The sequence below is a fragment of the Bradyrhizobium sp. BR 10289 genome (assembly GCF_019455385.1).
Classification (GTDB): domain Bacteria; phylum Pseudomonadota; class Alphaproteobacteria; order Rhizobiales; family Xanthobacteraceae; genus Bradyrhizobium.
In genome coordinates this window covers 60,590-86,004 of sequence record NZ_JACOFR010000031.1, presented here as the reverse complement: position 1 = coordinate 86,004, position 25,415 = coordinate 60,590, and the positions used below count along the sequence as shown (strand labels likewise).

At 63.8% G+C, this 25,415-nt stretch carries 19 protein-coding genes; 9 read left to right on the top strand and 10 right to left on the bottom strand.

Features of this window, described 5'->3' with window-relative positions; all coding sequences use genetic code 11:
• Positions 1-216: 216 nt before the first annotated feature.
• Positions 217-1,857, bottom strand: coding sequence for an exodeoxyribonuclease VII large subunit (gene xseA, locus HYH08_RS33390; protein WP_220014066.1), 1,641 nt, complete (start codon positions 1,855-1,857; stop codon positions 217-219).
• Between the two features lie 361 nt (positions 1,858-2,218).
• Between xseA and HYH08_RS33385 the strand changes: the two genes are divergently transcribed.
• The 5 genes from HYH08_RS33385 (at position 2,219) to HYH08_RS33365 (ending at position 9,485) form a co-directional block, all read left to right on the top strand.
• Positions 2,219-3,142, top strand: coding sequence for a class I SAM-dependent methyltransferase (locus tag HYH08_RS33385; protein WP_220014065.1), 924 nt, complete (start codon positions 2,219-2,221; stop codon positions 3,140-3,142).
• Positions 3,143-3,737: 595 nt separating this feature from the next.
• The gene (locus HYH08_RS33380) at positions 3,738-4,109 is read left to right on the top strand and encodes a hypothetical protein (RefSeq protein ID WP_220014064.1); all 372 of its coding nucleotides are present in this window, start codon (positions 3,738-3,740) and stop codon (positions 4,107-4,109) included.
• Positions 4,110-4,734: 625 nt separating this feature from the next.
• Complete coding sequence (locus HYH08_RS33375; RefSeq protein WP_220014063.1) at positions 4,735-5,820, top strand: hypothetical protein; 1,086 nt, start codon at positions 4,735-4,737, stop codon at positions 5,818-5,820.
• A 1,282-nt stretch (positions 5,821-7,102) separates the two neighbouring features.
• On the top strand, positions 7,103-8,386 hold the full coding sequence (purD, locus tag HYH08_RS33370; protein ID WP_220014062.1) for a phosphoribosylamine--glycine ligase: 1,284 nt from the start codon (positions 7,103-7,105) through the stop codon (positions 8,384-8,386).
• Positions 8,387-8,582: 196 nt separating this feature from the next.
• Positions 8,583-9,485 carry an alpha/beta fold hydrolase gene (locus HYH08_RS33365; protein WP_220014061.1) on the top strand — a complete coding sequence of 301 codons (903 nt, stop codon included), beginning with the start codon at positions 8,583-8,585 and terminating at the stop codon, positions 9,483-9,485.
• Positions 9,486-9,634: 149 nt separating this feature from the next.
• On the opposite strand, the gene HYH08_RS33360 is transcribed toward HYH08_RS33365, so the two are convergent.
• On the bottom strand, positions 9,635-10,093 hold the full coding sequence (locus HYH08_RS33360; protein WP_220014071.1) for a nucleoside deaminase: 459 nt from the start codon (positions 10,091-10,093) through the stop codon (positions 9,635-9,637).
• 121 nt (positions 10,094-10,214) lie between these two features.
• On the opposite strand from HYH08_RS33360, the gene HYH08_RS33355 reads away from it, so the two are divergent.
• The gene (locus tag HYH08_RS33355; RefSeq protein WP_220014060.1) at positions 10,215-12,200 is read left to right on the top strand and encodes a pseudouridine synthase; all 1,986 of its coding nucleotides are present in this window, start codon (positions 10,215-10,217) and stop codon (positions 12,198-12,200) included.
• Position 12,201: 1 nt separating this feature from the next.
• Positions 12,202-12,756, top strand: a complete 555-nt coding sequence (rsmD, locus tag HYH08_RS33350) for a 16S rRNA (guanine(966)-N(2))-methyltransferase RsmD (protein WP_220014059.1) — start codon at positions 12,202-12,204, stop codon at positions 12,754-12,756.
• Between the two features lie 9 nt (positions 12,757-12,765).
• Here rsmD and mutL read toward each other — a convergent pair whose 3' ends face one another.
• Positions 12,766-14,580: a DNA mismatch repair endonuclease MutL gene (gene mutL / locus HYH08_RS33345; protein WP_220014058.1), complete on the bottom strand. Its 1,815-nt coding sequence runs from the start codon at positions 14,578-14,580 to the stop codon at positions 12,766-12,768.
• A 238-nt stretch (positions 14,581-14,818) separates the two neighbouring features.
• Here mutL and HYH08_RS33340 point away from each other — a divergent pair, with 238 nt between their 5' ends.
• Positions 14,819-15,136 (top strand): ribbon-helix-helix domain-containing protein, encoded by a 318-nt coding sequence (locus HYH08_RS33340; RefSeq protein ID WP_220014057.1) that lies wholly within the window; start codon positions 14,819-14,821, stop codon positions 15,134-15,136.
• Positions 15,137-15,280: 144 nt separating this feature from the next.
• Here the strand turns inward: HYH08_RS33340 and HYH08_RS33335 are convergent, their stop codons facing one another.
• The 4 genes from HYH08_RS33335 to HYH08_RS33320 are packed head-to-tail and all read right to left on the bottom strand — an operon-like array spanning position 15,281 to position 18,249.
• Positions 15,281-16,849 carry a GMC family oxidoreductase gene (locus HYH08_RS33335; protein ID WP_220014056.1) on the bottom strand — a complete coding sequence of 523 codons (1,569 nt, stop codon included), beginning with the start codon at positions 16,847-16,849 and terminating at the stop codon, positions 15,281-15,283.
• A 27-nt stretch (positions 16,850-16,876) separates the two neighbouring features.
• Positions 16,877-17,422: a gluconate 2-dehydrogenase subunit 3 family protein gene (locus HYH08_RS33330; protein ID WP_220014055.1), complete on the bottom strand. Its 546-nt coding sequence runs from the start codon at positions 17,420-17,422 to the stop codon at positions 16,877-16,879.
• 44 nt (positions 17,423-17,466) lie between these two features.
• Positions 17,467-17,862 (bottom strand): VOC family protein, encoded by a 396-nt coding sequence (locus HYH08_RS33325; RefSeq protein WP_220014054.1) that lies wholly within the window; start codon positions 17,860-17,862, stop codon positions 17,467-17,469.
• A complete protein-coding gene (locus tag HYH08_RS33320) occupies positions 17,863-18,249 on the bottom strand; it encodes a c-type cytochrome (RefSeq protein ID WP_220014070.1) in 387 nt (128 codons plus the stop codon).
• 303 nt (positions 18,250-18,552) lie between these two features.
• Between HYH08_RS33320 and HYH08_RS33315 the strand changes: the two genes are divergently transcribed.
• The gene (locus tag HYH08_RS33315) at positions 18,553-18,858 is read left to right on the top strand and encodes a hypothetical protein (RefSeq protein WP_220014053.1); all 306 of its coding nucleotides are present in this window, start codon (positions 18,553-18,555) and stop codon (positions 18,856-18,858) included.
• A 63-nt stretch (positions 18,859-18,921) separates the two neighbouring features.
• Here the strand turns inward: HYH08_RS33315 and arfB are convergent, their stop codons facing one another.
• From arfB to HYH08_RS33300, 3 genes are all read right to left on the bottom strand, one after another.
• The gene (arfB, locus tag HYH08_RS33310) at positions 18,922-19,338 is read right to left on the bottom strand and encodes an alternative ribosome rescue aminoacyl-tRNA hydrolase ArfB (RefSeq protein WP_220014052.1); all 417 of its coding nucleotides are present in this window, start codon (positions 19,336-19,338) and stop codon (positions 18,922-18,924) included.
• A gap of 95 nt (positions 19,339-19,433) precedes the next feature.
• Positions 19,434-22,937 (bottom strand): FG-GAP-like repeat-containing protein, encoded by a 3,504-nt coding sequence (locus HYH08_RS33305; RefSeq protein WP_220014051.1) that lies wholly within the window; start codon positions 22,935-22,937, stop codon positions 19,434-19,436.
• Between the two features lie 286 nt (positions 22,938-23,223).
• Positions 23,224-25,392 (bottom strand): FG-GAP-like repeat-containing protein, encoded by a 2,169-nt coding sequence (locus HYH08_RS33300; protein ID WP_220014050.1) that lies wholly within the window; start codon positions 25,390-25,392, stop codon positions 23,224-23,226.
• Positions 25,393-25,415: the final 23 nt, after the last annotated feature.

The window sequence follows — 25,415 nt, the reverse complement described above, 5'->3', positions numbered from 1 at the left end:
TCCCTCAACAGGATGAATTCGATCAGCGAATTAGTGAACATGCACAGCAATGACGAGCTTGTGGCACGCGCGCGCCCCACATTCGGCTGTCATCGCCCGGCTTGACCGGGCGATCCAGTAGGCCGAGGCGTCAGTGATTCACCGAGAAGCCGCGGCGTACTGGATTCCCCGCCTGCGCGGGGAATGACAGCGAGGGCGGAGCGCCGTCCTCGCGCCTCAGAACAAACTGCCCTGATCCACCGGCTTGCCCACGCGCTTCGGCGCGGGTTTTGTCTCCTGCGCCGCGGCCTTCGGCTGCGCCGGCGCACGCTTTGCCGCGGGCGCTGCACGATCCGCATCCGCGGTCGCACCGACACGGCCGTCCGCGAACTCGATCTCGACCCTTGCGCCGGGACCGATCGCGTCCGCCGCGTGCAGCGGATGTCCGGCTTCGTCGCGCACCAGCGCAAATCCTCGTGCGAGCACGCTGCGATAGGACAGCGCCGACAGCAGCTTGCCGCTGTTCTCGACGCGGGCCTCGAGCCGCTGCAGCAGCGTCACCAGCGCGCGGCCGGCGCGCTCGGAGAGCCGCTGCGTGCGCTCGCGCTGGCGGGCAATCGCGTTGCGCTGCGCCTGCGCATTGGAGAGTTTTGAGGCGCGCAGCCGCACCTCGAGCCCGGCAAAACGATCCCGCCGTCGCCGCAGCAGCGAGCGGGCGGACAGGCCGAGCCGCTCGCCGCAAACAGTCAGGCGATGATCGGCCTGCGCGATCTGGCCGTGCAGCACCCGCAGCGTCAGCTTCGCGCTCGCCGCGGTGAACCTGCGGAAATGCGCATGGGTGTTGGCCTTGAGGCAGCGGGGCAGGGACGCGCCCGCCGAATCCAGCCGTTGCCGCGGGATCGCCAGGAGATCGCCGGCCGCCGGCAGCGCGCGCGCGGCGGCGCGCAGCTCGCTGCGGCGGCTTTCCTGGGCGCGCTGCCAATAGGCGCGGGTGCGGCGCCCGAGATCGGCGACTTCGACGAACAATTCGCTGCGCACCGGCACCGCCATCTCGGCCGCCGCCGTCGGCGTCGGCGCGCGCTTGTCGGCGACGAAATCGATCAGCGTGATGTCGGTCTCGTGGCCCACCGCCGAGATCAGCGGGATCATGCTCTCGCTTGCTGCCCGCACCACGATCTCCTCGTTGAACGACCAGAGGTCCTCCAGCGAGCCGCCGCCGCGCGCAACGATCAGCACGTCGGGCCGCGGAATTTTGCCGCCCTCGGGAAGCGCGTTGAAGCCGCGGATCGCGGCCGCGACCTGCTCGGCAGAGCCTTCGCCCTGCACCTTCACCGGCCACACCAGCACGCGGCGGGGGAAACGATCCTCCAGCCGATGCAGGATGTCGCGGATGACAGCACCGGTCGGCGAGGTCACGACGCCGATCACCTCCGGCAGCCAGGGCAGCAGCTGCTTGCGCGCCTCGTCGAACAGGCCCTCGGCGGCGAGCTTCTTCTTGCGCTCCTCCATCAGCGCCATCAGCGCGCCGATGCCGGCCGGCTCCAGCGCCTCGATCACGATCTGGTATTTCGACGAGCCCGGATAGGTCGTCAGCTTGCCGGTGGCGATCACCTCCAGCCCCTCCTGGGGCTTGAAGCGCATCCGCCCGTGCACGCCCTTCCAGATCACCGCCTCGATCTTGGCGCTCTCGTCCTTGAGCGCGAAATAACAATGGCCGGACGAATGCGCGCCGCGAAAGCCCGAGATCTCGCCGCGGACCCGGACATGGCCATAGGTGTCCTCCACCGTCCGCTTCAGCGACTGGGACAGCTCGGAAACGGTGAATTCGGGCGCGTTGTGAAGTTGTTCCGCGGGCGGCATCGGCAATCGATTCGGCATGTTGGGGTTTCTGGACGACGTTAAGGATTTTCGCCGCCCGGCGCCACCCTGAACCCGCTGCCGCTCGCCTCAGGCCCCGAATTCGCGCAGGCCACGGTGACCGCCACCGCCGCCGGCCGGGGCGTTCGCAGGGCACGTCGCGACATTGCAGGAGATCATTGCGGGGATGGCCGCGGCCCTTTGCGGGAGGGGGCATCTCCGCTGGCCAACACAGGCTCACTCGGGTGAGGGGTTCTCTCCGCGAACGCCGGCACGTGCAGATGGAAGCCGAAGCCAACGCTGACAATGCACCAAATGATGGCAGCCAAGGCCCTGGGCTTTGTGCATGATCACCGTTCTCCCGTCCGTAACTGGGGGTGTTATGACCAACGAATTCCGAACGCTGGACTCGCACTCGGCCGAATATTTCGGCGACACGCGCGACTATTGGTGGAACCTCGATTACATCGCGCTGATCGGCCGCCGCCTGGCCTTCGACCGCGTGCACGATGTGCTCGACGTCGGCTGCGGGATCGGCCATTGGACGGAGGTGCTTGCTTCCGCGCTCCCTGCCGACGCGCGCGTGACGGGCATCGATCGCGATCCATTGTGGATCGAGAAGGCAACCGAGCGTGTCGCGGCGCGCGGGCTGTCCGATCGGTTTCAATATCGGGCGTCGGACGCGCAAACGCTGCCGTTTCCGGATTCGAGCTTCGATCTCGTGACCTGCCAGACCGTGCTGATCCATGTCGCCGATCCCGGCGCGGTGATCGCGGAGATGACAAGGGTGGCGCGTCCCGGCGGTCTCGTGCTCGCCTCCGAGCCGAACAATGTCGCGAGCAGTCTCGTTTTGAATTCCAACGCCTTTAACGACCCGGTCGAGGAGATCCTGTCGGGCGTCGAACTTCAATTGACATGCGAGCGAGGCAAGGCGGCGCTCGGTGAAGGCAACAATTCCGTGGGCGATGTCGTGCCGGGTCTTTTCAAAGCTGCGGGGCTCGAAGAAATCGTCGTCTATCTCAACGACAAGGCCAATCCCTTCCTGCCGCCCTACGGCACGCCCGAACAACGCGCGATGCTGGAGGAGCGCCAGGATTTCGAAGCGCGCGATTTCTGGATATGGTCTCGCGACGACACGCGCCGCTATTTCCTGGCCGGCGGAGGCGTCGAGGCCCGGTTCGATGCGCTCTGGGCCTCGGTCACGGGCGGCGCCGAGAGATTCGAAAAGTCGATCGCCGATCGGACCTACTCTCACGCGGGCGGCGCGCTGAACTACCTCGTGGCGGGGCGGAAGGCAGCGGGTTAGCCCGGCCGTCATCGCGATGCGCATTGCTGCGCCCTCGCCCCTTGTGGGAGAGGGCATCTCCGCTGGCAAACACAGGCTCACGCGGGTGAGGGGTTCTCTCGGCAAGCGTCGATGCGCGTGGATGGAAACTCGCAGATTACGGTGAGATCATCTGGGGCAAGCAGAGGTAGCCCGGCGGGCACGATGCGCATTGCCGCGCCCTCGCCCCTTGTGGGAGAGGGCATCTCCGCTGGCAGACACAGGCTCACTCGGGTGAGGGGTTCTCTCGGCGAGCGTCGATGCGTGTGGATGGAAACCCCTTGTCCGGCGCCATAGCCGAAGCTTCGCTTCGGCGTCTTGGAAGGACAGCGGCCGTAGGCCGCCTATGCCACCTTCTCCCACAAGGGGAGAAGGGAAGAGGAGCGCCGCGCCCAAGGAATTACGGACTACGGCGACAGTGCATCCTCGCCACTCGCGCCAACGCTGCGCCAGCTAGCCAGAAAGCCCTTGACGGAACAGACCACCACGGATTTCTTTCGGCCGGCAGACTTGATTGTCCGATGGACGGAGCCGACCCGTGAAAATATTGCCGAGAGTGATACTCGCAACCGCTCTCGTGAGCCTTGCTCCCGCCGTCGCCCAGGCGAAGAACGCCGTCCCTTCTCCGGCCGTGCAGAAGGAATTCGATGGCTTCATCGAGAAGTTTCGCGCGGCGCTGAAGACCGACGATTCCGCCGCCGTCGCCGGCATGACGCGATTGCCGTTCATGAACGACAAGGCAATCGCCGACGCCGCGCAATTCCGCGCCAAGACCTATCCGACCACGTTCACAGCGAAAAATCGCGCCTGTCTCCAGCGCGGCAAGGCCGTCTACGATCGCGATCAGGAGAACAACGACAATTACTTCGTCTTCTGCGGCGACCTCATCTTCGTCTTCACCAGGACGCCGGCGGGGTTTCTTTTTACGGATATCGGTGCGAATGACTGATGCGGTGAATATGGTGACCGCGCTGGACTGGATCGTTACGGTAATCTTCCAAAATATTTGGGTCGGCGCACCGTAGTTCTACCGGTGGGCAAGAAGATCGTGGTGCGTGGACAAAAGCAAGAATCAGTCGCCAGAATGCACGCGGCCCCTCCTGCCAGCCCCCGATCGCAAGGGCGCAATGTACGAGGATAAGCCGCATCTCCTTGCCCGGCCCGGACGCCCTCGCTCCACAATAGGCGAACCCGCGAATGGATACCCGGGAGCGACAAGGGGCCATCAGGCGCGGTTCTAGAACGCTGCTAGATGGGCCGATACTCCAGTGAACGGCCGGTTGATTGCCGTTGATACTGGGCGCTCCACGCAACCCCAACGGATTGCGCCGGCGTGATCCGAGGGCTTTCAGATGAATAGACCTCGCATCACTGTAGAAATCAGGATCAATGTTGCAGCTTGTCTATTTGGCTTGGCAGCAATCATCAAGACCCTGATTTGAAGCAGGGAGGCAGAAGCCAACGTGTTGGCTTCTGCTTCTTTGCGTGTTGTGTTCGTACATCCGCTCCTTCAGGGGTGCAGTCCAGCAGTGTCACGTAAGTTCAATGACTGTGCAATTAACGCGGAACATTGAATGCCAAAGTCGATTTGGAGCCTCCTAGAGTTCTTTCGCGCGATCTGGTCCGAGTGGTTCTCCCGCATGAGTGGTCCGCTCAGTGTGCCCGCCGCAATCGCCGCGCTTTGGATAGAGAACACGATGGGCAAAGTGCTGCTAGCGATAACCGCTTTCGTCTGCATCTGGGCGGCTTCTTATAGCGTTTGGCGTCGAGAGAGAGACAAGGTTATCTCCCTTCAAGCCGCAGCGAAGCAAGGGCCGACTGTCTGTCGCGATGTAAGTATGGGCGAGGCTATTGGCTACATATGTTTTCGGAGGTGGGGAGAGCGTTTTGTTGCAGCGGCAGGTTCACCCGACGTAAGCGGAAGCCGAGAGTACGACGAACTATTGCAGGCGGTAGCCGATGGAGAAATTCCTGTTTGGGGCAAGAAGGCCGCTTCGGGCGTTCACGAACCAATTCCTAATGAATTTTGGTTCAACCACCGTATAAATTGGTTCAGCCTTCTCAGGGGCGCGCCAGAAACGGAGTCCAATGTTCGTTCTGGCTCCGATGAGACCTCCTATTTTTATTTGGAATTAATGACAAGCCGCGCAGCGATCGAGCGCTATTGGCCCGCTCTTGGATCGGTCGGCCCACGGGCAATCTCATCGTTAATGGTCACGTTCGGAGGGCGCGACGGTTATTCGGCGCTCGAAGCACACGGCCTGCATCAGTTGCGAAGAAAGTTAAATCTGAAGCTGGAAAACATCGGGCCTAAAGCGTTGACGAATTGTAAAGTCATGCTCGAGTCTTCAGAGGTCGCCTCCGGCCTCACCTTCCCGATTGTTCTAAGAGAGAACGTAATTTTAGCGCCCGGTGATCACGTGTTCATACCTTTGATTGAGTACGGAGAGGCCCGCGACAAGGCGTCATACGATTGTTCAGACTCGTTCGCGACACTTGCCCTTTCTGAGCCGCGTCCCCTTTTCAACGTCGGCGAGAGCACTCAGTTAAGGTTGCGGGCCACAGGGCTCGATACGCTGCCCTACGTTGCTTATTGTCGGGTGCTGGTGGATGGTAATGGCAAACTTCAGGTTCAACGAGAGTGGCCAGCCGGGCAATAGCGATCTAGCTGGATCAGCTCGTAGGATGGGTTGACCTCTTGCGAAACCCATCACTTCTCTACCCCCGCTCACCGTAATCGCGGGGCTTACGTTGACAGTGCACCAATATGTCACGAGTGCTTTGGCTCTAGAATTACAACAGAGGCTCTCTGAGGCTTAGGGAGTAGGCTTGCTTTTAGCCAACCCGGGCGGCCCGCTTGGCCAAAGCCGTTGCGCTCAGCAGCCGCGGCAGATGCTCTTGATCTTCTTCTCCATGGCTATGTCGGCGGGGTCGCGAGGCAGATCGCTGGCAGGCTTCGTGGCATTGGGCCCGCTTGTCGCTGCAGCGGCGGGGTGCGCATGCCGTCTGTGGTGTCTGGCCTCGGCAGGCCCATTCAACCCAAGCGCTGCGGCGAAAACGATGCACAGGGTGCCATTCAGCAGTTTTTGCAAATCTTCCCCACGATCTTGTCGGCGCGGTTGTTCTCCTGATCGATCTTGTCGTCACTGCCCCTTTCGTCCTGTGTCATCGGCCTGCCGATGCCGCCCGCGGGAGCCGCTTGCGCGTTTGCGGGCGAACCGGACGGGGCTGCCGTGCCGGCCGTGTTCGTGCCGGGCGCACCTCCCGTCGTCAGTCCATTCCCGCTCCCGGTGGGAAGATTTGCACCGGATCGGGCGGACGCGGGGTTGTTGACGTTGCCGCCCGCGACGTTTCCGGTGGCCGATCCGTTGTTGAGGTTCGGTGCATTGGCGCCGGGGGCCGTCGTCGCGTTTGCATTCGCGCCAGTCCCTGCGGCGCCAGTCCCTGCAGTACCCGTTCCCGCAGCACCGGTCCCCACCGAACCGGATGGAGATGTTGCTGCTGCACCTGCCGTGCCTGACGAGGAGGCCGCGCCTGCCGCGCCGCCGGCTGAAGACGATGCTCCGCCTGCGCCTCCGCCACCAGCTCCGCCGCCACCTCCACCACCACCTCCCCCTCCACCGCCGCCTTGAGCGAACGCGGAGCAGGGAAGGATGACGGCCATGACGAGGGCAAAACGGGAGATGTTCATGATGGCACTCCTTTGAGCCATCAAGCCTTCCGCCATCGGTACGTTCCTATTCGCGTCTCGCCGTTTGCTCGCCTCCGGAATTGGCTGCTCTTTCTGCGTGCCAACGCTTTGGTACGGCTGCGCCGTTGAGCCAGAGCCGTTGCAATACGGACCCGGCGCGATGACGGTGAGTTCGGGGGCCATCCCCCTTGAGCCGCCCCCCGATTCGTGCGACCTCCGCCCCCAGCAAACCCCTCATTTTCGAGCCCTCGATGCACATTCTCCTGCTCGGTTCCGGCGGCCGCGAACATGCCCTGGCGTGGAAGATCGCTGCTTCCCCCCTCGTGACCAAACTCTGGTGCGCGCCCGGCAATGCCGGCATCGCGAAGGACGCGGAGTGCGTGGCGCTCGATGTCGCCGACCATGCCGCGGTGATCGATTTCTGCAAAAAGAATGCGGTCGAGCTGGTGGTGGTCGGGCCGGAGACGCCGCTGGCGGCCGGCATCGTCGATGACCTCGCGGCCGCCGGCATCAAGGCGTTCGGGCCCAACAAGATCCCGGCGCAGCTCGAAAGCTCCAAGGGTTTTACCAAGGCGCTGTGCACCGAATTCGGCATTCCGACCGGCGCCTACAAGCGCTTCACCAATGCCAGGGATGCCAGCGATTACGTTCACAGCCAGGGCGCCCCGATCGTCGTGAAGGCCGACGGGCTTGCCGCCGGCAAGGGCGTCGTGGTTGCCAAGACGGTGCGCGAGGCCGACGAGGCCATCGCCATGATGTTCGAGGGCGGCTTTGGCGAGGCCGGCGCGGAGGTCGTGATCGAGGAGTTTCTGCCGGGCCGCGAGATCAGCTTCTTCGCGCTGTGCGACGGCGAGACCGCCATTCCGCTCGCCTCCGCGCAGGACCACAAGCGCGTGTTCGACCACGACGTCGGCCCGAACACCGGCGGCATGGGCGCCTATTCGCCGACGCCGCTGGTGACCCCTGCCATCCACGACACGATCATGGCGAAGATCATCCTGCCGACGGTGGCCGGCATGAAGCAGCGCGGCACGCCGTTCCGCGGCATCCTTTACGCCGGGATCATGCTGACGACGCAGGGCCCAAAGCTGTTCGAGTTCAACGTCCGCTTCGGCGATCCCGAATGCCAGGTGCTGATGCTGCGCATGATGAGCGACATCGTGCCGGCCTTCCTCGCCGCCTGCGACGGCCAGCTGAAGAATTTTGACCTGCGCTGGCACCCGGAGACGGCGCTCACCGTGGTGATGGCGGCGAAGGGTTATCCCGGCGACTACCAGAAGGGCACGCGCATCGAGGGGCTCGATGACGCGGCCAAGGTCGAGACCGTCGAGATCTTCCATGCCGGCACGGTTGCGAAGGACGGCGCAATCCTCGCCAATGGCGGACGCGTGCTCAACGTTTGCGCGCTGGGCAAGACCGTCACGGAAGCGCAGGCGCGCGCCTATCAGGCGGTCGACCGGATCAACTGGCCTGACGGCTTTTGCCGCCGCGACATCGGCTGGCAGGCGGTGGAAGCGGAGAAGGCGAAGAGCTGAGCCGTCATTCCGGACGGCGGGTGGTGCGCGCCGATCCGGACTGTCGACATCCGGGCGTCATCCCGGCATCCCAGAAATGCGCAATCAGCTGTTGGGGTTAGCGACCCCGCTGATAATACCGCTACTGTGCATGGGGTTGTTTTCGAATTTTTGTCGAGAGCAGCTCCGCAACCGACCCCAACAAGGATGCAGCAAGATGTCCGATCTCGCCGACCTCTATCCCGGCTTCGCCTCCGAATGGATCAACACCTCGTTCGGCCGCATCTTCGCCCGCGTCGGCGGCAAGGGGCCCCCGCTGCTCCTGCTGCACGGCTTCTCCGAGACCCATGTGATGTGGCACCGCGTCGCGCCCGAGCTCGCCGACAAGTTCACGCTGATCATCGCCGACCTGCCGGGCTATGGCTGGTCCGACATGCCCGAGAGCGATGCGCTGCACATTCCCTACAGCAAGCGCGCGATGGCGAAGGCGATGGTCGAGATGATGGAGAAGCTCGGCCACGTCCACTTCGCGCTCGCCGGCCACGACCGCGGCGGCCGCGTGTCGTATCGCCTGGCGCTCGATCATCCCGGCCGGCTGTCAAAACTTGCCGTGCTCGATATCTTGCCGACCTATAATTACTGGGAGCGGATGAACCGCGCCTACAGCTTGAAGATCTGGCACTGGACGTTCCTGGCCCAGCCCGCGCCGCTGCCGGAGACGCTGATCGCAGGCCAGGGCGAGTTCTTCCTGCGCTTCAAGATGGCGAGCCAGACCAAGTCGAAGACGCTGGATGCGATCGATCCGCGCGCGCTCGAACACTACATCGCCCCGTTCCGCGATCCCGCCCGCATCCACGCGATGTGCGAGGACTACCGCGCCGGCGCCACGTTCGACTACGATCTCGACAAGGCCGATTTCGAGTCCGGCAAGAAGATCACGGTCCCGATGCTCGCGCTGTGGGGCAATGCCGGCATCGCGCAAGCCGCGGCCACCCCGCTCGACACCTGGAAGCAATGGGCGACCGACGTCGACGGCATGCCTGTGGAGTCCGGCCACTTCCTCACCGAGGAGAATCCGGATGTCACGGCAAAGGCGCTGCGCACGTTCTTCTCGGCTTGAGACCCGCGCAGTCCGCCCAGCATTCAACTGTCGTCGCCCGGCTTGACCGGGCGATCCAGTATTCCAGAGGCGGTCGTGATTGAGCTGAGAAGCCGCGGCGTACTGGATGCCCCGGTCAAGCCGTGGCATGACAGCGGAGTGTGGAGCAATCACCGCCGCTCGCGAAAGAACTCCTTGAGCAGCCGCGCCGCCTCGCTCTCGCCGACGCCCGAATAGACGTCCGGCGCATGGTGACACGTTGGCGAGGCAAAGAACCGCACGCCCGACTCCACCGCGCCGCCCTTGGGGTCGGCCGCGCCGTAATAGAGCCGGCGGACCCTTGCAAAGGAGATCGCGCCCGCACACATGGTGCAGGGCTCCAGCGTCACGTAGAGGTCGCAGTCGACCAGCCGCTCGCTGCCGATCTTCTTCGCGGCCTCGCGCAGCGCGACGATCTCGGCATGGCCGGTGGGGTCGTAATCGGTCAGCGTCCGGTTCGCCGCGGTGGCGATGACCTCGTAGCCCCGGACCACCACGCATCCGATCGGAACTTCGCCCGCCTTTCCGGCATTTTCGGCCGTTTTGAGCGCCAAATCCATGAAAGAGGGGGCTTTCAAGCCTCGTATCATCCGAAGAAACCTGCTAGTAGCTGCGCCTTCAGCAAGAGTGAATACCGGTTTTGCCTGAGCATGCGGCTCGAGACGAGCGCGCGCAATGCTCCCGCGCCGCCCCCTTGAAGTGAGATTATTCATGCCTCGCGACAGCGACAAAGACAACGATTCCCGCGGCCGGCGAGGCCCCCCCAAAGGCGGCCGCTCCGGCAAGCCGCGCGGCCCCGACAAGAAGTTCGCCAAGCGCGGTTTTGAGGGCAAGGGCGAGGGAAGAGGCGACCGCGAGGGCCGTCCCTTCCGCCGCCGCGAGGAGGGCGATGCCCCGCGCCGCGATTTCTCCGACCGTCCGCGCTTCAAGCGTGACGACCGCGGCGGTGAGGCGCGCAGCTTCAAGCCGCGTGGCGACCGTCCGTTCTCCGACCGCGCCTCGCGCGATGGCGAGAAGCGGCCGTTCAAGCCGCGCGGTGATCGCCCGTCCTATGGCCGCGACGACCGTCCACCGCGCCGGGATCGCGACGACTCGCGTCCGGCCGGCCGCGCTGGTGAGAGGAAGTTTGGCGACAAGCGTCCTTATGCGCCTCGCGGCGATCGTCCCGAGCGCAAGTTCGACGGCGAGCGGAAGTTTTCGCGGGGCGGGCCGGATCGCGAACGCGACCGTGGGGATCGCGGGCCGCGTGAGGATCGTGGCGAGCGCAGCTTCAAGCCGCGTGGAGACCGTCCCGAACGCAAGTTCGAGGACCGGAAGTTCTCGCGGGGCGGAGGCGATCGCGAACGCGACCGTGGGAATCGCGGGCCGCGCAAGGATTTCGGCGGCCGCGACCGCGGCGAGGACAAGCCCTGGCAGAAGCGCGACGATCGTCGCGACGGCGGCCGCGGTGACGACCGTCCGCGCTTCTCGCGCCCGCGCGAAGAACGTTCCGGCGAGGATCGTCCGCGCTTCAACCGTTCGCGCGAGGGACGGCCTGAGGGCCGCATGGACTGGCAGGAGCATCCGCGCAGCGAGGGCCGCTTCCGCGACCGTCCGCGCCGCGAGAACGAGGACGACAGCCGGATCTTCGAGAAGCGCCCGGCTTTCGGCGGCCGCGGCGCTTATCGCCACCGTGATCGCGATGTCGAGGGACGCCCGCGCCGCGAAGAGGCGCCGAAGCCGAAGAAGGCCGGCGAGCGCATCGCGAAAGCGCTGGCGCGTGCGGGGCTTGCCTCGCGCCGCGATGCCGAGGAGATGGTCACGCAGGGCCGCGTCACCGTCAACGGCCGCGTCATCAACTCGCCCGCGCTCGACATCACCAGGAACGACGTCGTGCTGGTCGACGGCAAGCCGTTGCCGGAGCGCGAGCGCACACGGCTTTTCCTCTATCACAAGCCTCGCGGGCTGATGACGACGCATGACGACCCCGAGGGCCGTCCGACCGTGTTCGACAATCTGCCTGAAGGCCTGCCGCGGCTGATCAGCGTCGGCCGGCTCGATTTCAACACGGAAGGGTTGCTGCTGCTCACCAATGACGGCGGCCTCGCGCGTACGCTCGAATTGCCAGACACCGGCTGGCTGCGTCGCTACCGCGTCCGCGCCCATGGCGATGTCACGCAGGCGCAGCTCGACCAGCTCAAGAACGGCATTGAGGTCGAGGGCGTCAAATACGGTCCGATCGAAGCGACGCTGGAGCGCGACCAGGGTGCCAATATCTGGCTGGTGTTCGCGATTCGCGAAGGCAAGAACCGCGAGGTGCGCAACGTCTGCGCCCATCTCGGCCTCGAGGTGAATCGGCTGATCCGCGTTTCCTACGGCCCGTTCCAGCTTGGCGAGGTCCCCGAAGGCCAGGTCGAGGAGGTCCGCTCGCGCGTGCTGCGCGATCAGCTCGGTGACAAGGTGATCGAGAAGTCGGGCGCGCAGTTCGACGTGCCCTCGAAATCCTCGTCGCGTGTCGACGACGCACCGAGCGAGAAGAAGACCGCCAGCAAGCGCGCCGTGATCAACGACCGGAAGGGGCGCCGCGTGCTGGTGCAGCGCACCGGCAGCGAGGAGGCACGCGAGCGCAACGAGGCTGAGGCGAGCGGCTACGGCCCGCCGCGCCGTCCCAAGCGCGGCTATCATGGCAAGCGCGATCTGACGCCGCAGGAGGACTAGCTTGCGCGTCGTCGCCGGCAGGTTGAAGGGGCGCAATCTCGCCTCACCGTCCTCGCGCGACATCCGCCCCACGGCGGACCGGCTGCGCGAGTCCGTGTTCAACATCCTCGTGCACGCCTATGACGATCCGATTTCCGATGCGCGCGTGCTCGATCTCTTCGCCGGCACCGGTGCGCTCGGCATCGAGGCGTCCTCGCGCGGCGCGAAGTTCACGCTGTTCGTCGACAACGGCGCCGAGGCGCGGGCACTGCTCCGTAACAATGTGGAGTCGCTCGGACTCGGCGGTGTGACAAAGGTCTATCGCCGCGATGCGACCGACCTCGGCCCCGCGCATCCGGTCGAGCCGTTCTCGCTGGTGTTCCTCGATCCGCCCTATGGCAAGGGTCTTGCGGAGAAAGCACTGGCGAGCTTGCGCGACGGCGGCTGGCTTACGCCCGGCGCACTGCTGGTGGTGGAAGAGGCGAAGGCCGCGCAATTCGTGACGCCGGACGGGTACGAGGAATTGGAGCGGCGTGCGTATGACGATACGGAGTTCGTGTTTTTGAGGAAGCCGTAGCCTCACCCGTCATCTCCGCCCGAACAGCTTGTCCACATCGCTCAGCTTCAGCTCGACATAGGTCGGCCGGCCGTGATTGCACTGGCCGGAGTTCGGCGTCTCCTCCATCTCCCGGAGCAGGGCGTTCATCTCCTCCGGCCGCAATCTCCGGCCGGCGCGGACCGAGCCGTGACAGGCCATGGTGGCGGCGACGTGCATCAGGCGGCGTTCGAGCGGAAGGGCCTCATCCCATTCGGCCATGTGCTCGGAGAGATCGCGCAAGAGGCCGCCCGCATTGGTCTTGCCGAGCAGCGAGGGCGTCTCGCGCACCGCGACCGCGCCAGGGCCGAAGGATTCGATCGCAAGGCCGAATGAGGCCAGCTCCTCGCTGCGCTCAAGCAGGCGCTCGACCGTGGCTTCGTCCATCTCGACGATCTCGGGGATCAGCAGGATCTGTCGCTGCACGCCGTTTTCGGCGAGCGAGGCCTTTAGCCGCTCGTAGACGATGCGCTCATGCGCGGCGTGCTGGTCGACGATGATCAGGCCGTCGCGGGTCTGCGAGACGATGTAGGTCTCGTGGATCTGCGTACGCGCCGCGCCGAGCGGGCGGTCGACAAGATCGGCCACGGGCTGCGTCTCGAACCTGATGTCCGCGCTCGGCGCGCCGACATCGAACGCGGCCTGCGCGCGCTCGGCGAAGGCGGGCGCGGCGGCGCCGTCGAATGACGGCATCGGCGCGACCGGGGCGGATGGCGAGGCGCGCCAGTCCCAGCTTGCCGGACGCTGTGGCGTGAACGCGGGTCGAAACGAAGCCAACGCGCTCTCGCCGCTGTTGGCGGCCGTGCGGCGGCCCTCGCGGGCAAGCCCTTCCTTCAACCCGTGCACGATCAGCGCGCGCACGAGGCCGGCGTTGCGGAAGCGCACCTCGGTCTTGGCCGGATGCACGTTGGCATCGACCTCGCGCGGATCGAGCGTGACGAACAGCGCCAGCACCGGATGACGGTCGCGCGGCAGGTAGTCCGCGTAGGCCCCGCGCACGGCGCCAAGGATCAGCTTGTCGCGGACGGGGCGGCCGTTGACGAAGAGATATTGCCCGAGCGCGTTGGCCTTGGTCAGCGCGGGGGCCGCGGCATAGCCGGAGACGACCACGCCCTCGCGTTCGGCATGAACCTCGAAGGCATGGCTGCGAAACTCCGCGCCGAGGATGTCGCCGAGCCGCGTCAGCCGGCCGGCGGCGCCGGGCAGGGCGGCCGCCCAGGTGACAGGCGCGCGTTCTTCGCCGGCGAGCGTGAAGGCGACGTCGGGCCGCGCCATGGCGAGGCGCCGCACCACCTCGCGGATCGCCTCGGCCTCGGTGCGGTCGGTCTTCAGGAACTTCAGCCGGGCCGGTGTCGCGTAGAAGAGATCGCCAACCTCGACGCGGGTGCCGTGCGCCAGCGCGGCCGGCATGATCTCGGACTTCTCGCCGCCCTCGACATTGAGCGCCCAGGCATGCGGCTCGCTGGTGTGCCGCGTCGTGATCGACAGACGCGCGACCGAGCCGATCGAGGGTAGCGCCTCGCCGCGGAACCCGAGGGTGCGGATCTGGAGCAGGTCCTCGTCGTCGAGCTTCGACGTGGCGTGGCGCTCGACGGCGAGCGCGAGGTCTTTCGCGGTCATGCCGCTGCCGTCGTCGGTGATGCCGATCCGGCGCCGCCCGCCGCCGTCGGTGAAGACGTCGATCCGGCTTGCGCCGGCATCGATCGCGTTCTCGACCAGTTCCTTGACCACGCTCGCCGGGCGCTCGACCACCTCACCGGCGGCGATGCGGTTGACGACTTGCTCTGGAAGTTGACGGACGGGCATGGGTTTTGAACTGGATTCGCTGAGAGTGCTATTCTAGCCCGTGTTGCGTCAAAAGCATGTGCTCGGCAACAGCCGTTTGGAGGGCTGGGGAAGAGGGCTGTCTATCACATTGAAGACATTGGACGTTCGAGGAAATCGCGCAAACCGGATGGATCGATCTTCGGCTACCGTCCTGATTGTGGGGCGCAAGCCTGCGGTGTAGCATCGTGAAAAAACGGCAACAGGACGGGAGGACGCCATGTGCCATCTCTTTGCGCACCAGCCCCAACGCGATTATGAATCCCAAACCCGGTCTTTGCGGATCGGCGGGCACTGCACCTCGATCCGGCTGGAGATGGCGTTCTGGGACACGCTCGAGGAGATCGCGGCTAGGGAGAACATGAGCGTCGGGAAATTCCTGACCACGCTCTACAACGAGGTGCTCGACCATCACGGCGAGGTCAACAATTTCGCCTCGCTGCTGCGCTGCTCGTGTTTGATCTATCGATCGAAGTCGACGGCGTCAGTGCAGGAGTTCAAGGCGACCGTCGCGCCCGTCCTCGACGCGGCCGAATAGACCACCGTCATTGCAAGCCAACGGGTCCGCGCGAAGCGTGGCCCGATGACAGACTCCGCGAAGCAATCCAGAATTCTTCTGCGGCGGCAGTCTGGATTGCTCCGTCGCAAGTGCTCCTGGCAATGACGGAGCAGGCGCTCCGCCTCAGATCTCCTTCTTCTGCATCGCCCCGGCGATGTAGTCGGCCTGCCGGATCGCGAGCGCGACGATGGTGAGGGTCGGGTTGCAGGCAGCGCCGCTGGTGAACTGGCTGCCGTCGGAGACGAACAGGTTCTTGATGTCGTGGCTCTGGCCGAACTTGTTGACCACGCCGTCGCGCGGCTTCTCGCTCATCCGGTTGGTGCCGAGATTGTGCGTGCTCGGATAGGGCGGGGTCGGATAGGTCACGGTGGCGCCGACCGCGTCGTAGACCGCGGCGCCCTGCTTGTAGGCATGCGCGCGCATCGCAAGATCGTTGGGATGATCGTCGAAATGCACGCTCGCGACGGCTTGACCGAACTTGTCCTTCACGACCGGGTCGAGCGTGATCCGGTTGGTCTCCTGCGGCATGTCCTCGCCGACCAGCCACATGCCGGCCATCCGGGGATAGCCGTCGAGTGCCGCAGTGAACGGACGGCCCCAGGCGCCGGGATTGAGGAACGCCGCCATGAAGGGCAGCCCGATCGACAGCGTCTCCATCTCGTAACCGCCGACGAAGCCGCGCTTCGGATTGTTGGCGGCTTCATCGCGGATGATGCCGGCCATGGTGGTGCCGCGATACATGTGCACCGACTTCTCGAACACGGCATAGACACTGCCGGTCATGTGCCGCATGTAGTTGCGGCCGACCTGCCCCGATGAATTGCCAAGGCCGTCGGGGAACATGCTCGAGGCGCTGTTGAGCAGCAGGCGCGGGCTCTCGATGGAGTTGCCGGCGACCGCGACGATGCGCGCCTTCTGGCGCTGCATCGCGCCGGTCTCGTCGGCATAGACGACGCCGGTGACCTTGCCGCCCGTGTCGTGCTCGATTTTGACCGCCATGCTGCTCGGCCGCACTTCGAGGTTGCCGGTGGCTTCGCCCTTGGGAATCTCGGTGTAGAGCGTCGACCATTTCGCGCCGGACTTGCAGCCCTGGAAGCAGAAGCCGATTTGTTGACACGAGCCGCGGCCATCGCGCGGCTGGCTGTTGATCGCCATGTTGCCGGTGTGCACGGTCTTGTAGCCGAGCTTCCTGGCGCCGGCCTCCAGCACCTTGAAGTTATTGTTGCCGGGAAGGCCGGGAATGCCGTTGGTGCGGGTGACGCCCATCTTGTTCTCGGCCTTGGCGTACCACGGCTCCATCTCGGCGAGCGTGACCGGCCAGTCCAAAAGGTTGGCGCCGGGTATGTTGCCGTAGGTGCTCTTCACCTTGAACTCGTGCTCGTCGAAGCGCAGCGACGCGCCGGCCCAATGCGTCGTCGAGCCGCCGACCGCCTTGACGATCCAGGCCGGAAGGCCCGAAAAATCCTTGGCGACGCGCCACGTTCCCGACGTGGTGCGTGCATCGGTCCAGGCAAGCTGGGAAAAGCTTTCCCATTCGTCGTTGACAAAGTCCTGATTCTCGATGCGGGGACCGGCTTCGAGGATGACCACCTTGACGCCCTTCTGCGCGAGCTCGTTGCCCAGCGTGCCGCCGCCGGCGCCGGAGCCGACGATCACCACAACGCTGTTGTCGTTCAGATCGAATTTTGCCATATGCGTTCTCCTGAACCGTTGGGCGGTTTAAGCCTTCGGCAGCCAGTCGATGTCGGCGAAGCCGCGGTTGATGTAGCCGCCGTGTTCGGCGGACGAGCCCTCATAGCCGAACCGCGGCCAGACCTCTTTCTGGTTGTAGAGCGAGACGATGAGGTCGCCGCGCACCTTCTGGAAGAAGTCGCTTTGCTCGATCTCCTTCAGCAGCACCACGCGGTCGGCTTCCCAGGGCACCTCGGCGTAAGGCGCCTTGTGGCGGTCCCGCGCATTCTGATCGAGCCGCGCGATGCCGTCGCTGATCAGCGATTTGACGGCGGGATCCTTGGCCGCCTTGCCATCCCATGGCTTGATCGCGGTGATGTAGTAGCTGTCACCAAGGATATCGTGCGGATAGATGTCGCGCGCGACCTTCAACAGCGTCTTCATCGTCGCGGGCGAGAGTGCGGTGGCGTCATCGGCCCAGGCATCCTCGATGCTCACGGTGACGCTGGTCGCGACAGCGACCGGTACGGCGGTCGCCGCACCCTTGAGAAAGACGCGGCGGCTGTGCTTGCTTCGACGATCGACTTCTCTCATGGCATTCCTCCGTGATTTTTGTGATTTGGGTTCTTGTGACTTGATCAGCCGAAACGTCCGCCCCGCTGGATCACCTCGATCTTGTAGCCATCGGGATCGCTGACGAAGAAGAAGCGCGCCAGCGTCCTGCCCTCGTGCTTGAAGTCGCGTAAGGGGCCCGGTGCAAGCGTCTCGCGCTCGAAACGGGCGTGCTCGGCGTCGAGATCCTCGACCACCACGGCGAGATGGCCGTAGCCGTCGCCGAGCGCGTACGGTTCCCTGCGATCGAAGTTCACCGTCAGCTCGACCTCGAAAGGTGAGGAGGGGTGACGCAGATAGATCAGCGCGAAGTCCGCGAATGTCAGGTGCTCGGCGACTTCGAGGCCAAATGCGCGTTTGTAGAAGTCGACCGAGCGTGCCTCGTCGAGCACGCGGATCATGGAATGAACGGGCTTGGCCATTCAGTTCTGCTCCTTGAGGTAAGCGATGATGGCGGCGCGCGTCTCCGGCTTGGCTTGACGGTAGAGCATGGTCACGCCGGGAATGAGGGCTTGCGGATTTGTGAGCCAGGCATCTAACCTGGCCTCGTCCCAGGCGAAGTCGGCTTTCGACAGCGCCTCTGAGTATTTGAAGCCTTCGGCCTTGCCGGCGGGGCGGCCCACGACTTTCACCAGTGGCGGACCTTGCCGTATCGGTTCCGAGAGGTTCAACGTGTGGCAGACCGCGCATTGCTGCTTGAACAGCGTCGCTCCATCCGGCGGCTTTGCGGCCGGCAACGGCATCTGCGCATCGGCAACCCGTACCAACAGCACCATCGCGGTGCACAATCCCAGCACGATCGCGCGCATCGCCAAGAATCCGCCCATCCACATCGACGTTGCGCAAACTCTAGGCGGCGTCAAAGATGCGGTGGTAGTAGCGGGCTGTTTCGCTGCGCGCAGAGATGCCTGCCGTGTGCGATGTTTCGCGCTGCCTTATATGCGGAGCACAATTCCGCGAAACCGCCGTCAAATCCCACAACGATCACCACACGAGGCCGATTGCATCGCGTTCGCGCCGTTCGAGCTCTCGACGCGGTGAATCGGCACGGCTCAGTCGGGCGGCGCAACCAGAAGCCGGGCCATCCATCGCGAAAAATCCAGGAGAATTGGATGAAGTTGGTGAAGACCTCTGCAATCGCATGCGCTCTCTCGGCTCTCATTGTGACACCCGTTCTCGCGCAAGGGACGTCGTCTGGCGCCAAGCCTGGCGGCACCGTGCAAAGCAAACCCATGCAGGGCAGCACGATGGGCAGCGGCGATGAGGAGATGAATGCCCAGCCCGGCGCGACCGGCGAGACGACGGGCATGAAGTCGACCAAGGGCACCCGAGGCACGGTCGGCACCACGGGCAGCGCCACGCACAAGGGAACGGCCGACGATACCGCGACGGGCGGTGCCGCGGGCAAGCGATACTAGCCCGCAGGTCAACACGGCAAGACTCCGGTCGCCTCCGCGGCCGGAGTTTCTTTGCCGCGTCAATTAGTCGTCGAAGCGGCCGCCGCGTCCGGCCTTGACGTCGCCGCGGCGCTTCTTGCCGTCGAGCCGGCGTTGCTTGGAGGCGTAGGTGGGGCGCGTCGCGCGGCGTGGCGTCGGCCGGATCATCGCTTCGCGCAGGATCTCGACGAGCCGGTCGATGGCGTCCTGGCGGTTGCGCTCCTGGGTGCGGAAGCGCTGGGCGTGGATCACGATCACGCCGTCCTTGGTCATGCGCTGGCCGGCGATGCGGGCGAGCCGGATCGACGCATCCTCCGGAATGGTCAGCCTGCGCGTATCGAACCGCAGCTGGGCCGAGGTCGAGACCTTGTTGACGTTCTGCCCGCCCGGGCCGGAAGCGCGGACAAAAACGATCTCGATGTCGTCCTCGTCGATGACGAGATCGCGGGATATCCGCAGCATGATGGCACCAGCGTCGTGGAACAGGGAATCAGGCGGGCGCCAATCTAGCTGATAGCTCCGCAGTTTGCCTGTGCCCTGCTGGCGTTGGCCGGCCCTTAAACAGCCAGGTGCCAGCCGCCTGCGGCATTGATGGTGCCGATCTGGGGGCTGGCCAGGATATTTTGGCCGTCCAGCAGCCACACGGCGAGCGCGTGGGTCGTCGTGTTCTCGAACAGTAGGTCGGTCTTGCTATCTCCGTTGTAGTCGCCGGTCGCATCGTATCGCCAGCCGCCGACTGCGTTGATGCTGCCGATCTGGGGACTTGCCGCAATCTGGGTGCCGTTCATCTGCCAGATGGCGACGCCGTGGGTGGTGTCATTGAGGAAGAGCAGGTCGGTCTTGCCGTCGCCGTTGAAGTCGCCTGTATTCTGAAAATGCCATCCGGCAGCGGCGTTGATCGAGCCGACCTGCGGACTTGCCGCAATCTGGGTGCCGTTCATCTGCCAGATGGCGACGCCGTGGGTGATGTCATTGAGGAAGAGCAGGTCGGTCTTGCCGTCGCCGTTGAAGTCGCCTGTATCCTGAAAATGCCATCCGGCAGCGGCGTTGATCGAGCCGACCTGCGGACTTGCCACAATCTGGGTGCCGTTCATCTGCCAGATGGCGACACCGTGGGTGGTGTCATTGAGGAAGAGCAGATCGCTCATGCCATCGCCGTTGAAATCGCCCATGGTCTGAAAGTGCCATCCGGCGGCCGCGTTGATGGTGCCGATCTGCGGGCTGGTGATGATCTGTGTGCCATTCATCTGCCACATCGCCACACCGTGGGTGGTGTCGTTGAGGAACAGCAGATCCGTCTTGCCGTCGCCGTTGAAATCCGCGGTGCCCTGGAAGTGCCATCCGGCGGCGGCATTGATCGTGCCGACTTGCGTATTGGCGCTGACTTGGGTGCCGTCCATCTGTATAATTGTGACGCCGTGGGTGGTGTCATTGAGGAGCAGCAGATCGATCTTGCCGTCAGCGTTGAAATCGCCTCTTGCCGCATAATGCCAGCTCGTTGGAATGGTCGTGAATTGGGGGTTCGCGACGATCTGCGTGCCGTTCATTTGCCATTCGGCCACGCCGTTGGTGACGGGATTCGTGAAGAGCAGGTCGGACTTGGCGTCTCCGCCGAAATCGCTTGGCGTCTTGTTGACCACGCCGACAAAGTCGTCCGCATTCAGATTGCCCTTGTTCACATTCTGAAGCGTGATGGTATCACCGCCTCCGAGATCGATAACCGTATCGTTTCCGGCCTGCGTTGCGCGGTTGAGAAGCGCTGCGAGCGAGAAGTGGAACGAGGTGAGATCGATCTTGTCATCGGTGTGGACCCCGGCAACGAAATCCGTGATGAGGTCGTTTCCATCGCCGGCGGCGAAAACAAAGCGATCGCTCCCTGGTCCTCCACTCAGCACATCGTTACCCGTGCCGCCGTTGAGGATGTCGTTCGACGGGCCGCCGACCAAGTCGTCCGCACCGCCAAACCCCGAGAGGCTGCCTGCGCCGGCTCCGGCATAGAGAATGTCGCGGTCGTCGCCTCCGAACAGCGGTACATTGATGGGGTTGCTGTCCTGAACCGGGGCTTGGGCTGCGTTGGCGCTGTTGAGCAGAATGACCCAAACGCCTCTGTACTCGCCAATCCCGATGCTGTGCTGTCCAATGCCGAGGAGCGCGGAAGCACTCAGAGGATCAGACAAGAAGGTCTGATAGACTTTGACGGCGTCGGTCTGCGACGTATAGGCGGCCAGCATCTGCACGCCGGATAGGTTCAAGCCCGCGGTAAGCCCGGCCAGTGTGCCGAATGTAGCGGCCAGCGACTTGCCGTTGGAGAGGACCGAGGCCCATTTGCCGAGCGCTGTCGGATCGAAGGCCGAGGATGGGTGCTTCGGGTTGTTAATAACCCAGTCACGCGCAACTCGGTTCGCGAGGGTCGACAGCGTGCTGTCGAGCCCAAACTCGGTTCCGTCAGTTCGTTGCCCATTTAAGTAGTTTGCAAAGGCCGCTTCTGCGCCGGAGAGCCCATCGCCCGCCAGGGTACCAGCCGTCGCTGTGAAGACGGTGTCGTTGTAACCTTGGGCCGCATTCGCACCAGGCTGATGCCCAACGATCTGGTTCGGTGGGATCGGATTCGACGTGGCATTGGGCTTGTACCCAAGGTCAGCTCCAACCGCTAAATAGTGAGCATATGCGCTAGCGGCCGCACCCGAACGGACTGCAGCGAGCGCGTCCGGATGTGAGTTGAGATAATAATCGGCGTCGAATGTGATGGCTGAGATATCGATGGGGGTGGCCGCAGCGGGGACCGATGCGAATGCGACCGGCTGTTCGTGGTGCGCGATTTGCTGATCATACATCTCGCCGAGCCGCCCCTTGACCCAGTCGCTCAAGGCAAAGGTATAGACAACCTTTGTCAGCGTCCCCGCAACGAGCCCGGCCAGTGGAGTTCCTACGAGTGTCACTCCTCCCCCCACGACGCCGGCAGCGTCCCAGCCGACGAAGAAGTCGAGGGTCTGGATGAACAACTCCTTTTTTGCATCAGCAGCATGTCGGACGGCGTCGTATCTCGCGGTCATGTCCAATGCGAGACCCAAATATCCATAAGCTGCCTTGAGCTTGCCAAGGAACTTGACCGCGTCGTCTGCCCCGTTGACGTTCTCCTCGATCGTCTTTAGCAAATCTGCGCCGAACTCATGCAGGTCCAGCGTGGTACCAACCGCCTTGGCGAATGAATCGCTAATCCAGTGATCAACAGCTTTGTCGCTAGCACTCTGCGCAAGGTTAAGGTCGATTGTGAGATGGTAGGGTTTGGTCGAGGCGTACGATTGACCCGGCACAATCTGAAAGGTGTTTAGGCCTTGCTGCACGTTGATCGTGTAGACCGCTTTCTTGCTGGGGTTGTCGTCGAGGTAGCTGGTAACGGTAGCCGTTCCTGCGGATGGTGCGTTGAAGGACAGGTAGTCGACCGGATCGCCAGCGCCGATCGTATCGCCGATTGCGATCGAGGATGACCCGACCGTACCGAGGCTTCGGTCTATGGCTGCGATGACGCCGGATGCCGCGGTCACGACGGGAGGAGCCGGCGAATCCACGGGGTCGCCGAACACGACCGTATCCAGCGAGAAACCCTGAGCGTCGAATTTCTCGTCGATCGCTGCAACCGATGCAATTCCGGCCGCGCTCGAGAACGAAAAGGTCTGTACGCCGAGCGTCGTGTTGTGGACGCTTTGCAGTACGTTTCCGAGCACATCTCGAAATTCGATGCGTGTGCTTGACAGGTTGTCGAAATATCCGACGTTGACGCTAACGTCGGAGACCGGATGGTCGAAGTAGACGAAGACGGGTCCTGATAAGATGAGTTCGCGGCGATCACCGGGCTGGCTGGTTGGGCGCCGTCCACCACGATGACTCCGGTCGTGTGGACCGTCTCGTTGGGGAATACGAAGATCGGGTTCTTTGTCCCGAGTGGCTGCTCGCTGAAGGTTATCGTATGCGTCATGTGCGCTGTCCCACGCTAAACCAATAGAATGGCGCGGCCGCGCAGAAGCGGCCGCGCAGAACGGCTGCATGTCATGGATCGCCATTGGCGGCGAACCCTCTAGCGGTTTTGGAAAAAGCCGATCTTGGACGGCCGACAAATACCCGACCGCTTCACGTCTCAATCAGCCAGCCCCGAAACGCTTCACTGAAATATCGTTAAGAGAGCAATTTTCTTTGATACAACCTTGAAAGCCGGATCGTCGTCAAGAGGAATGTGGCGCGTCGCGCAATATGACGGCGGCGGAAGGCGTTTGAACACAAACTCGTCGTTTGACGCTGCCGGCGTTGACGGCCGACCCGATGAAGAGCCCGACAGCTCCGTCACCGCCCTCACACATACAAATGCCAGTTCGCAGCGTCATACGTCACGAACTGCGCGTTCGCCGTCACCTGGGTGCCGTTCATCACCCATGATGCGACTCCGTGGGTGTTGCTGTTCTCGAACACGAGGTCGGATTTCCCGTCGCCGCTGAGGTCGCGCACGCCGTCGAAGTGCCAGCCGGCGGCGGCGTTGATGGTGCCGATCTGCCCACCGTCGGTGACCTGGCTGCCGTTCATCTGCCAGAGCGCGACACCGTGGGTGGTATCGTTGAGGAAGAGCAGGTCGGTCTTCCCGTCGCCGTTGAAGTCGCCAGTATCCTGGAAGTGCCAGCCGGTGGCCGCGTTGATGACGCCGATCTGCCCACTGTCGATGACCTGCGTGCCGTTCATCTGCCACATCGCGACACCGTGGGTGGTGTCGTTGAGGAACAGGAGATCGGTCTTGCCGTCGCCGTTGAAATCGCCCGTCGTGGCGAAGTGCCAGCCGGCAGCGGCGTTGACGGCGCCGATCTGCCCACTGTCGGTGATCTGGGCGCCGTTCATCTGCCAGATCGCGACGCCGTGGCTTGCGGCGTTCAGGAACAGCAGATCGGACTTGCCGTCGCCATTGAAATCGCCTGTCGAGGTAAAGTGCCAGCCGGCGGCGGCGTTGACCGTGCCGATCTGTCCACTGTCGGTGACCTGGGTACCGTTCATCTGCCACATCGCAACGCCGTTGGTCGTGGCGTTCTGAAACAGCAGGTCGGACTTGCCGTCGCCGTTGAAATCCCCCGTGCCGGTGAAGCTCCAGCCGGCCGCGGCGTTGTAGGTCCCGATCTGCGGGCTCGCCAGGATGGTGTTGCCGTCCATCTGCCATTCGGCGACGCCATGCGTCGATGAATTGATGAACAGCATGTCGGCCCTGCCGTCGCCGTTGAAGTCTGCGTTGCCGATGTAATTCCAGCCGGCAGCGCCGTTGATGGTGCCGACCAGCAGATTGGCCGACAGCTGAGTGCCGTTCATCTGCCACTGATAAACGGTGTGGGCGGCGTTGTTGATCAGCAGCATGTCGCCGCGGGCGTCGCCATTGAAATCGTTCACCGCCGTATTCGGCACGCCGGCGAAATCATCGACGTTCAGATTGACCTTGGTGACATTCTGAAGCGTCAAGGTGTCGCCGTTTGCGAAGCTGAACACCGTATCGGCGCCGACCTGAACGGATTGCCCCAGCGCACGGGCGAGTGTCATGTGGAAAGTGGTCAGGTCGATCCGATCGACGCTATGCGCGCCCGCGACGAAATCGGTGATGCTGTCGGAGCCGTCGCCGGGACTGAAGATGAAGAGGTCGTTGCCTGCGCCGCCGGTCAGTATGTCGTTGCCGGCGGTTCCCGCCAGAATGTCGTTGCCGACTTCGCCGCGCAGATGGTCGTCGCCACCGCCGCCGTAGATCACGTCGTTCAGTTCGGTACCAAGAATCCACTCTCCTGCGTCAGTGCCCGCGAAACTGACGGTCTGGGTCGCAGCATTGTAGCTGTGGCTGATGTCGCTCGTGCCGTAGTAATATTGGGACGCGGCGACATCCACCGTCCCGAGCGAGACCGTCGTGCCCGGACGATTATATGACATCACCGTATAGCTGGCATTGTCATGCGCGGGATCGATCGTCGGCGTGCCTTCGAACGGATGCTTGAACCCGAGCGCGTGCCCGATTTCATGAAGCGTGACCGAGTAGCCGCCATGGCCTGGCGCCATCATGGCGTCATTGCCGGCGTAGAAATTGGAATTCAGGAAAACGTCGCCGCCGAGATTGTTGTAGGTCGGGCTGTAAAGCGTCGTGCCGCCTGCATTGATGCTCTGATACTGCGGATAATATCCGAAGCCGGCGGCCTGCTGCCCGTTGGAGGCAAGCACGCCGCTCATGTCGTACATGTTGAAGCGGATTTGCCCTCCCACCGCCTCGGGGACTTCGATGAACGAAATCCCGCTGGCTGCCGCCCATACGTCCAAGGCCTGGCGAATATCGTTCTTCTGGGCGTCGGAAAACGGAGTGAAGCTCGGCCGCGCCGTCCCGTCGTAGGACGCGGGAGCGGAGTTGAAGCTGAAGGTGACGACCACTGCGGTGCCGAGTGGCGCGTCGGTATTCCAGCGTGCGACTTGTTGCGTCCCGGTGATGGAGAGAACGTCGTTATCGACGGCCATGGCGGCTCCTGCTTCTGGAGCCG

Bases quoted from the DNA above. Each gene is read 5' to 3' on its own strand.
- HYH08_RS33325 (WP_220014054.1), bottom strand. From the start codon at position 17,862: ATGGCCAAGCCCGTTCATTCCATGATCCGCGTGCTCGACGAGGCACGC.
- HYH08_RS33365 (WP_220014061.1), top strand. From the start codon at position 8,583: ATGTCCGATCTCGCCGACCTCTATCCCGGCTTCGCCTCCGAATGGATC.
- HYH08_RS33355 (WP_220014060.1), top strand. From the start codon at position 10,215: ATGCCTCGCGACAGCGACAAAGACAACGATTCCCGCGGCCGGCGAGGC.
- arfB (WP_220014052.1), bottom strand. From the start codon at position 19,338: ATGCTGCGGATATCCCGCGATCTCGTCATCGACGAGGACGACATCGAG.
- HYH08_RS33305 (WP_220014051.1), bottom strand. From the start codon at position 22,937: ATGGCGATCCATGACATGCAGCCGTTCTGCGCGGCCGCTTCTGCGCGG.
- HYH08_RS33320 (WP_220014070.1), bottom strand. From the start codon at position 18,249: ATGCGCGCGATCGTGCTGGGATTGTGCACCGCGATGGTGCTGTTGGTA.
- HYH08_RS33330 (WP_220014055.1), bottom strand. From the start codon at position 17,422: ATGAGAGAAGTCGATCGTCGAAGCAAGCACAGCCGCCGCGTCTTTCTC.
- HYH08_RS33315 (WP_220014053.1), top strand. From the start codon at position 18,553: ATGAAGTTGGTGAAGACCTCTGCAATCGCATGCGCTCTCTCGGCTCTC.
- HYH08_RS33340 (WP_220014057.1), top strand. From the start codon at position 14,819: ATGTGCCATCTCTTTGCGCACCAGCCCCAACGCGATTATGAATCCCAA.
- HYH08_RS33385 (WP_220014065.1), top strand. From the start codon at position 2,219: ATGACCAACGAATTCCGAACGCTGGACTCGCACTCGGCCGAATATTTC.
- HYH08_RS33360 (WP_220014071.1), bottom strand. From the start codon at position 10,093: ATGATACGAGGCTTGAAAGCCCCCTCTTTCATGGATTTGGCGCTCAAA.
- purD (WP_220014062.1), top strand. From the start codon at position 7,103: ATGCACATTCTCCTGCTCGGTTCCGGCGGCCGCGAACATGCCCTGGCG.
- xseA (WP_220014066.1), bottom strand. From the start codon at position 1,857: ATGCCGAATCGATTGCCGATGCCGCCCGCGGAACAACTTCACAACGCG.
- HYH08_RS33375 (WP_220014063.1), top strand. From the start codon at position 4,735: ATGCCAAAGTCGATTTGGAGCCTCCTAGAGTTCTTTCGCGCGATCTGG.
- mutL (WP_220014058.1), bottom strand. From the start codon at position 14,580: ATGCCCGTCCGTCAACTTCCAGAGCAAGTCGTCAACCGCATCGCCGCC.
- HYH08_RS33335 (WP_220014056.1), bottom strand. From the start codon at position 16,849: ATGGCAAAATTCGATCTGAACGACAACAGCGTTGTGGTGATCGTCGGC.
- HYH08_RS33300 (WP_220014050.1), bottom strand. From the start codon at position 25,392: ATGGCCGTCGATAACGACGTTCTCTCCATCACCGGGACGCAACAAGTC.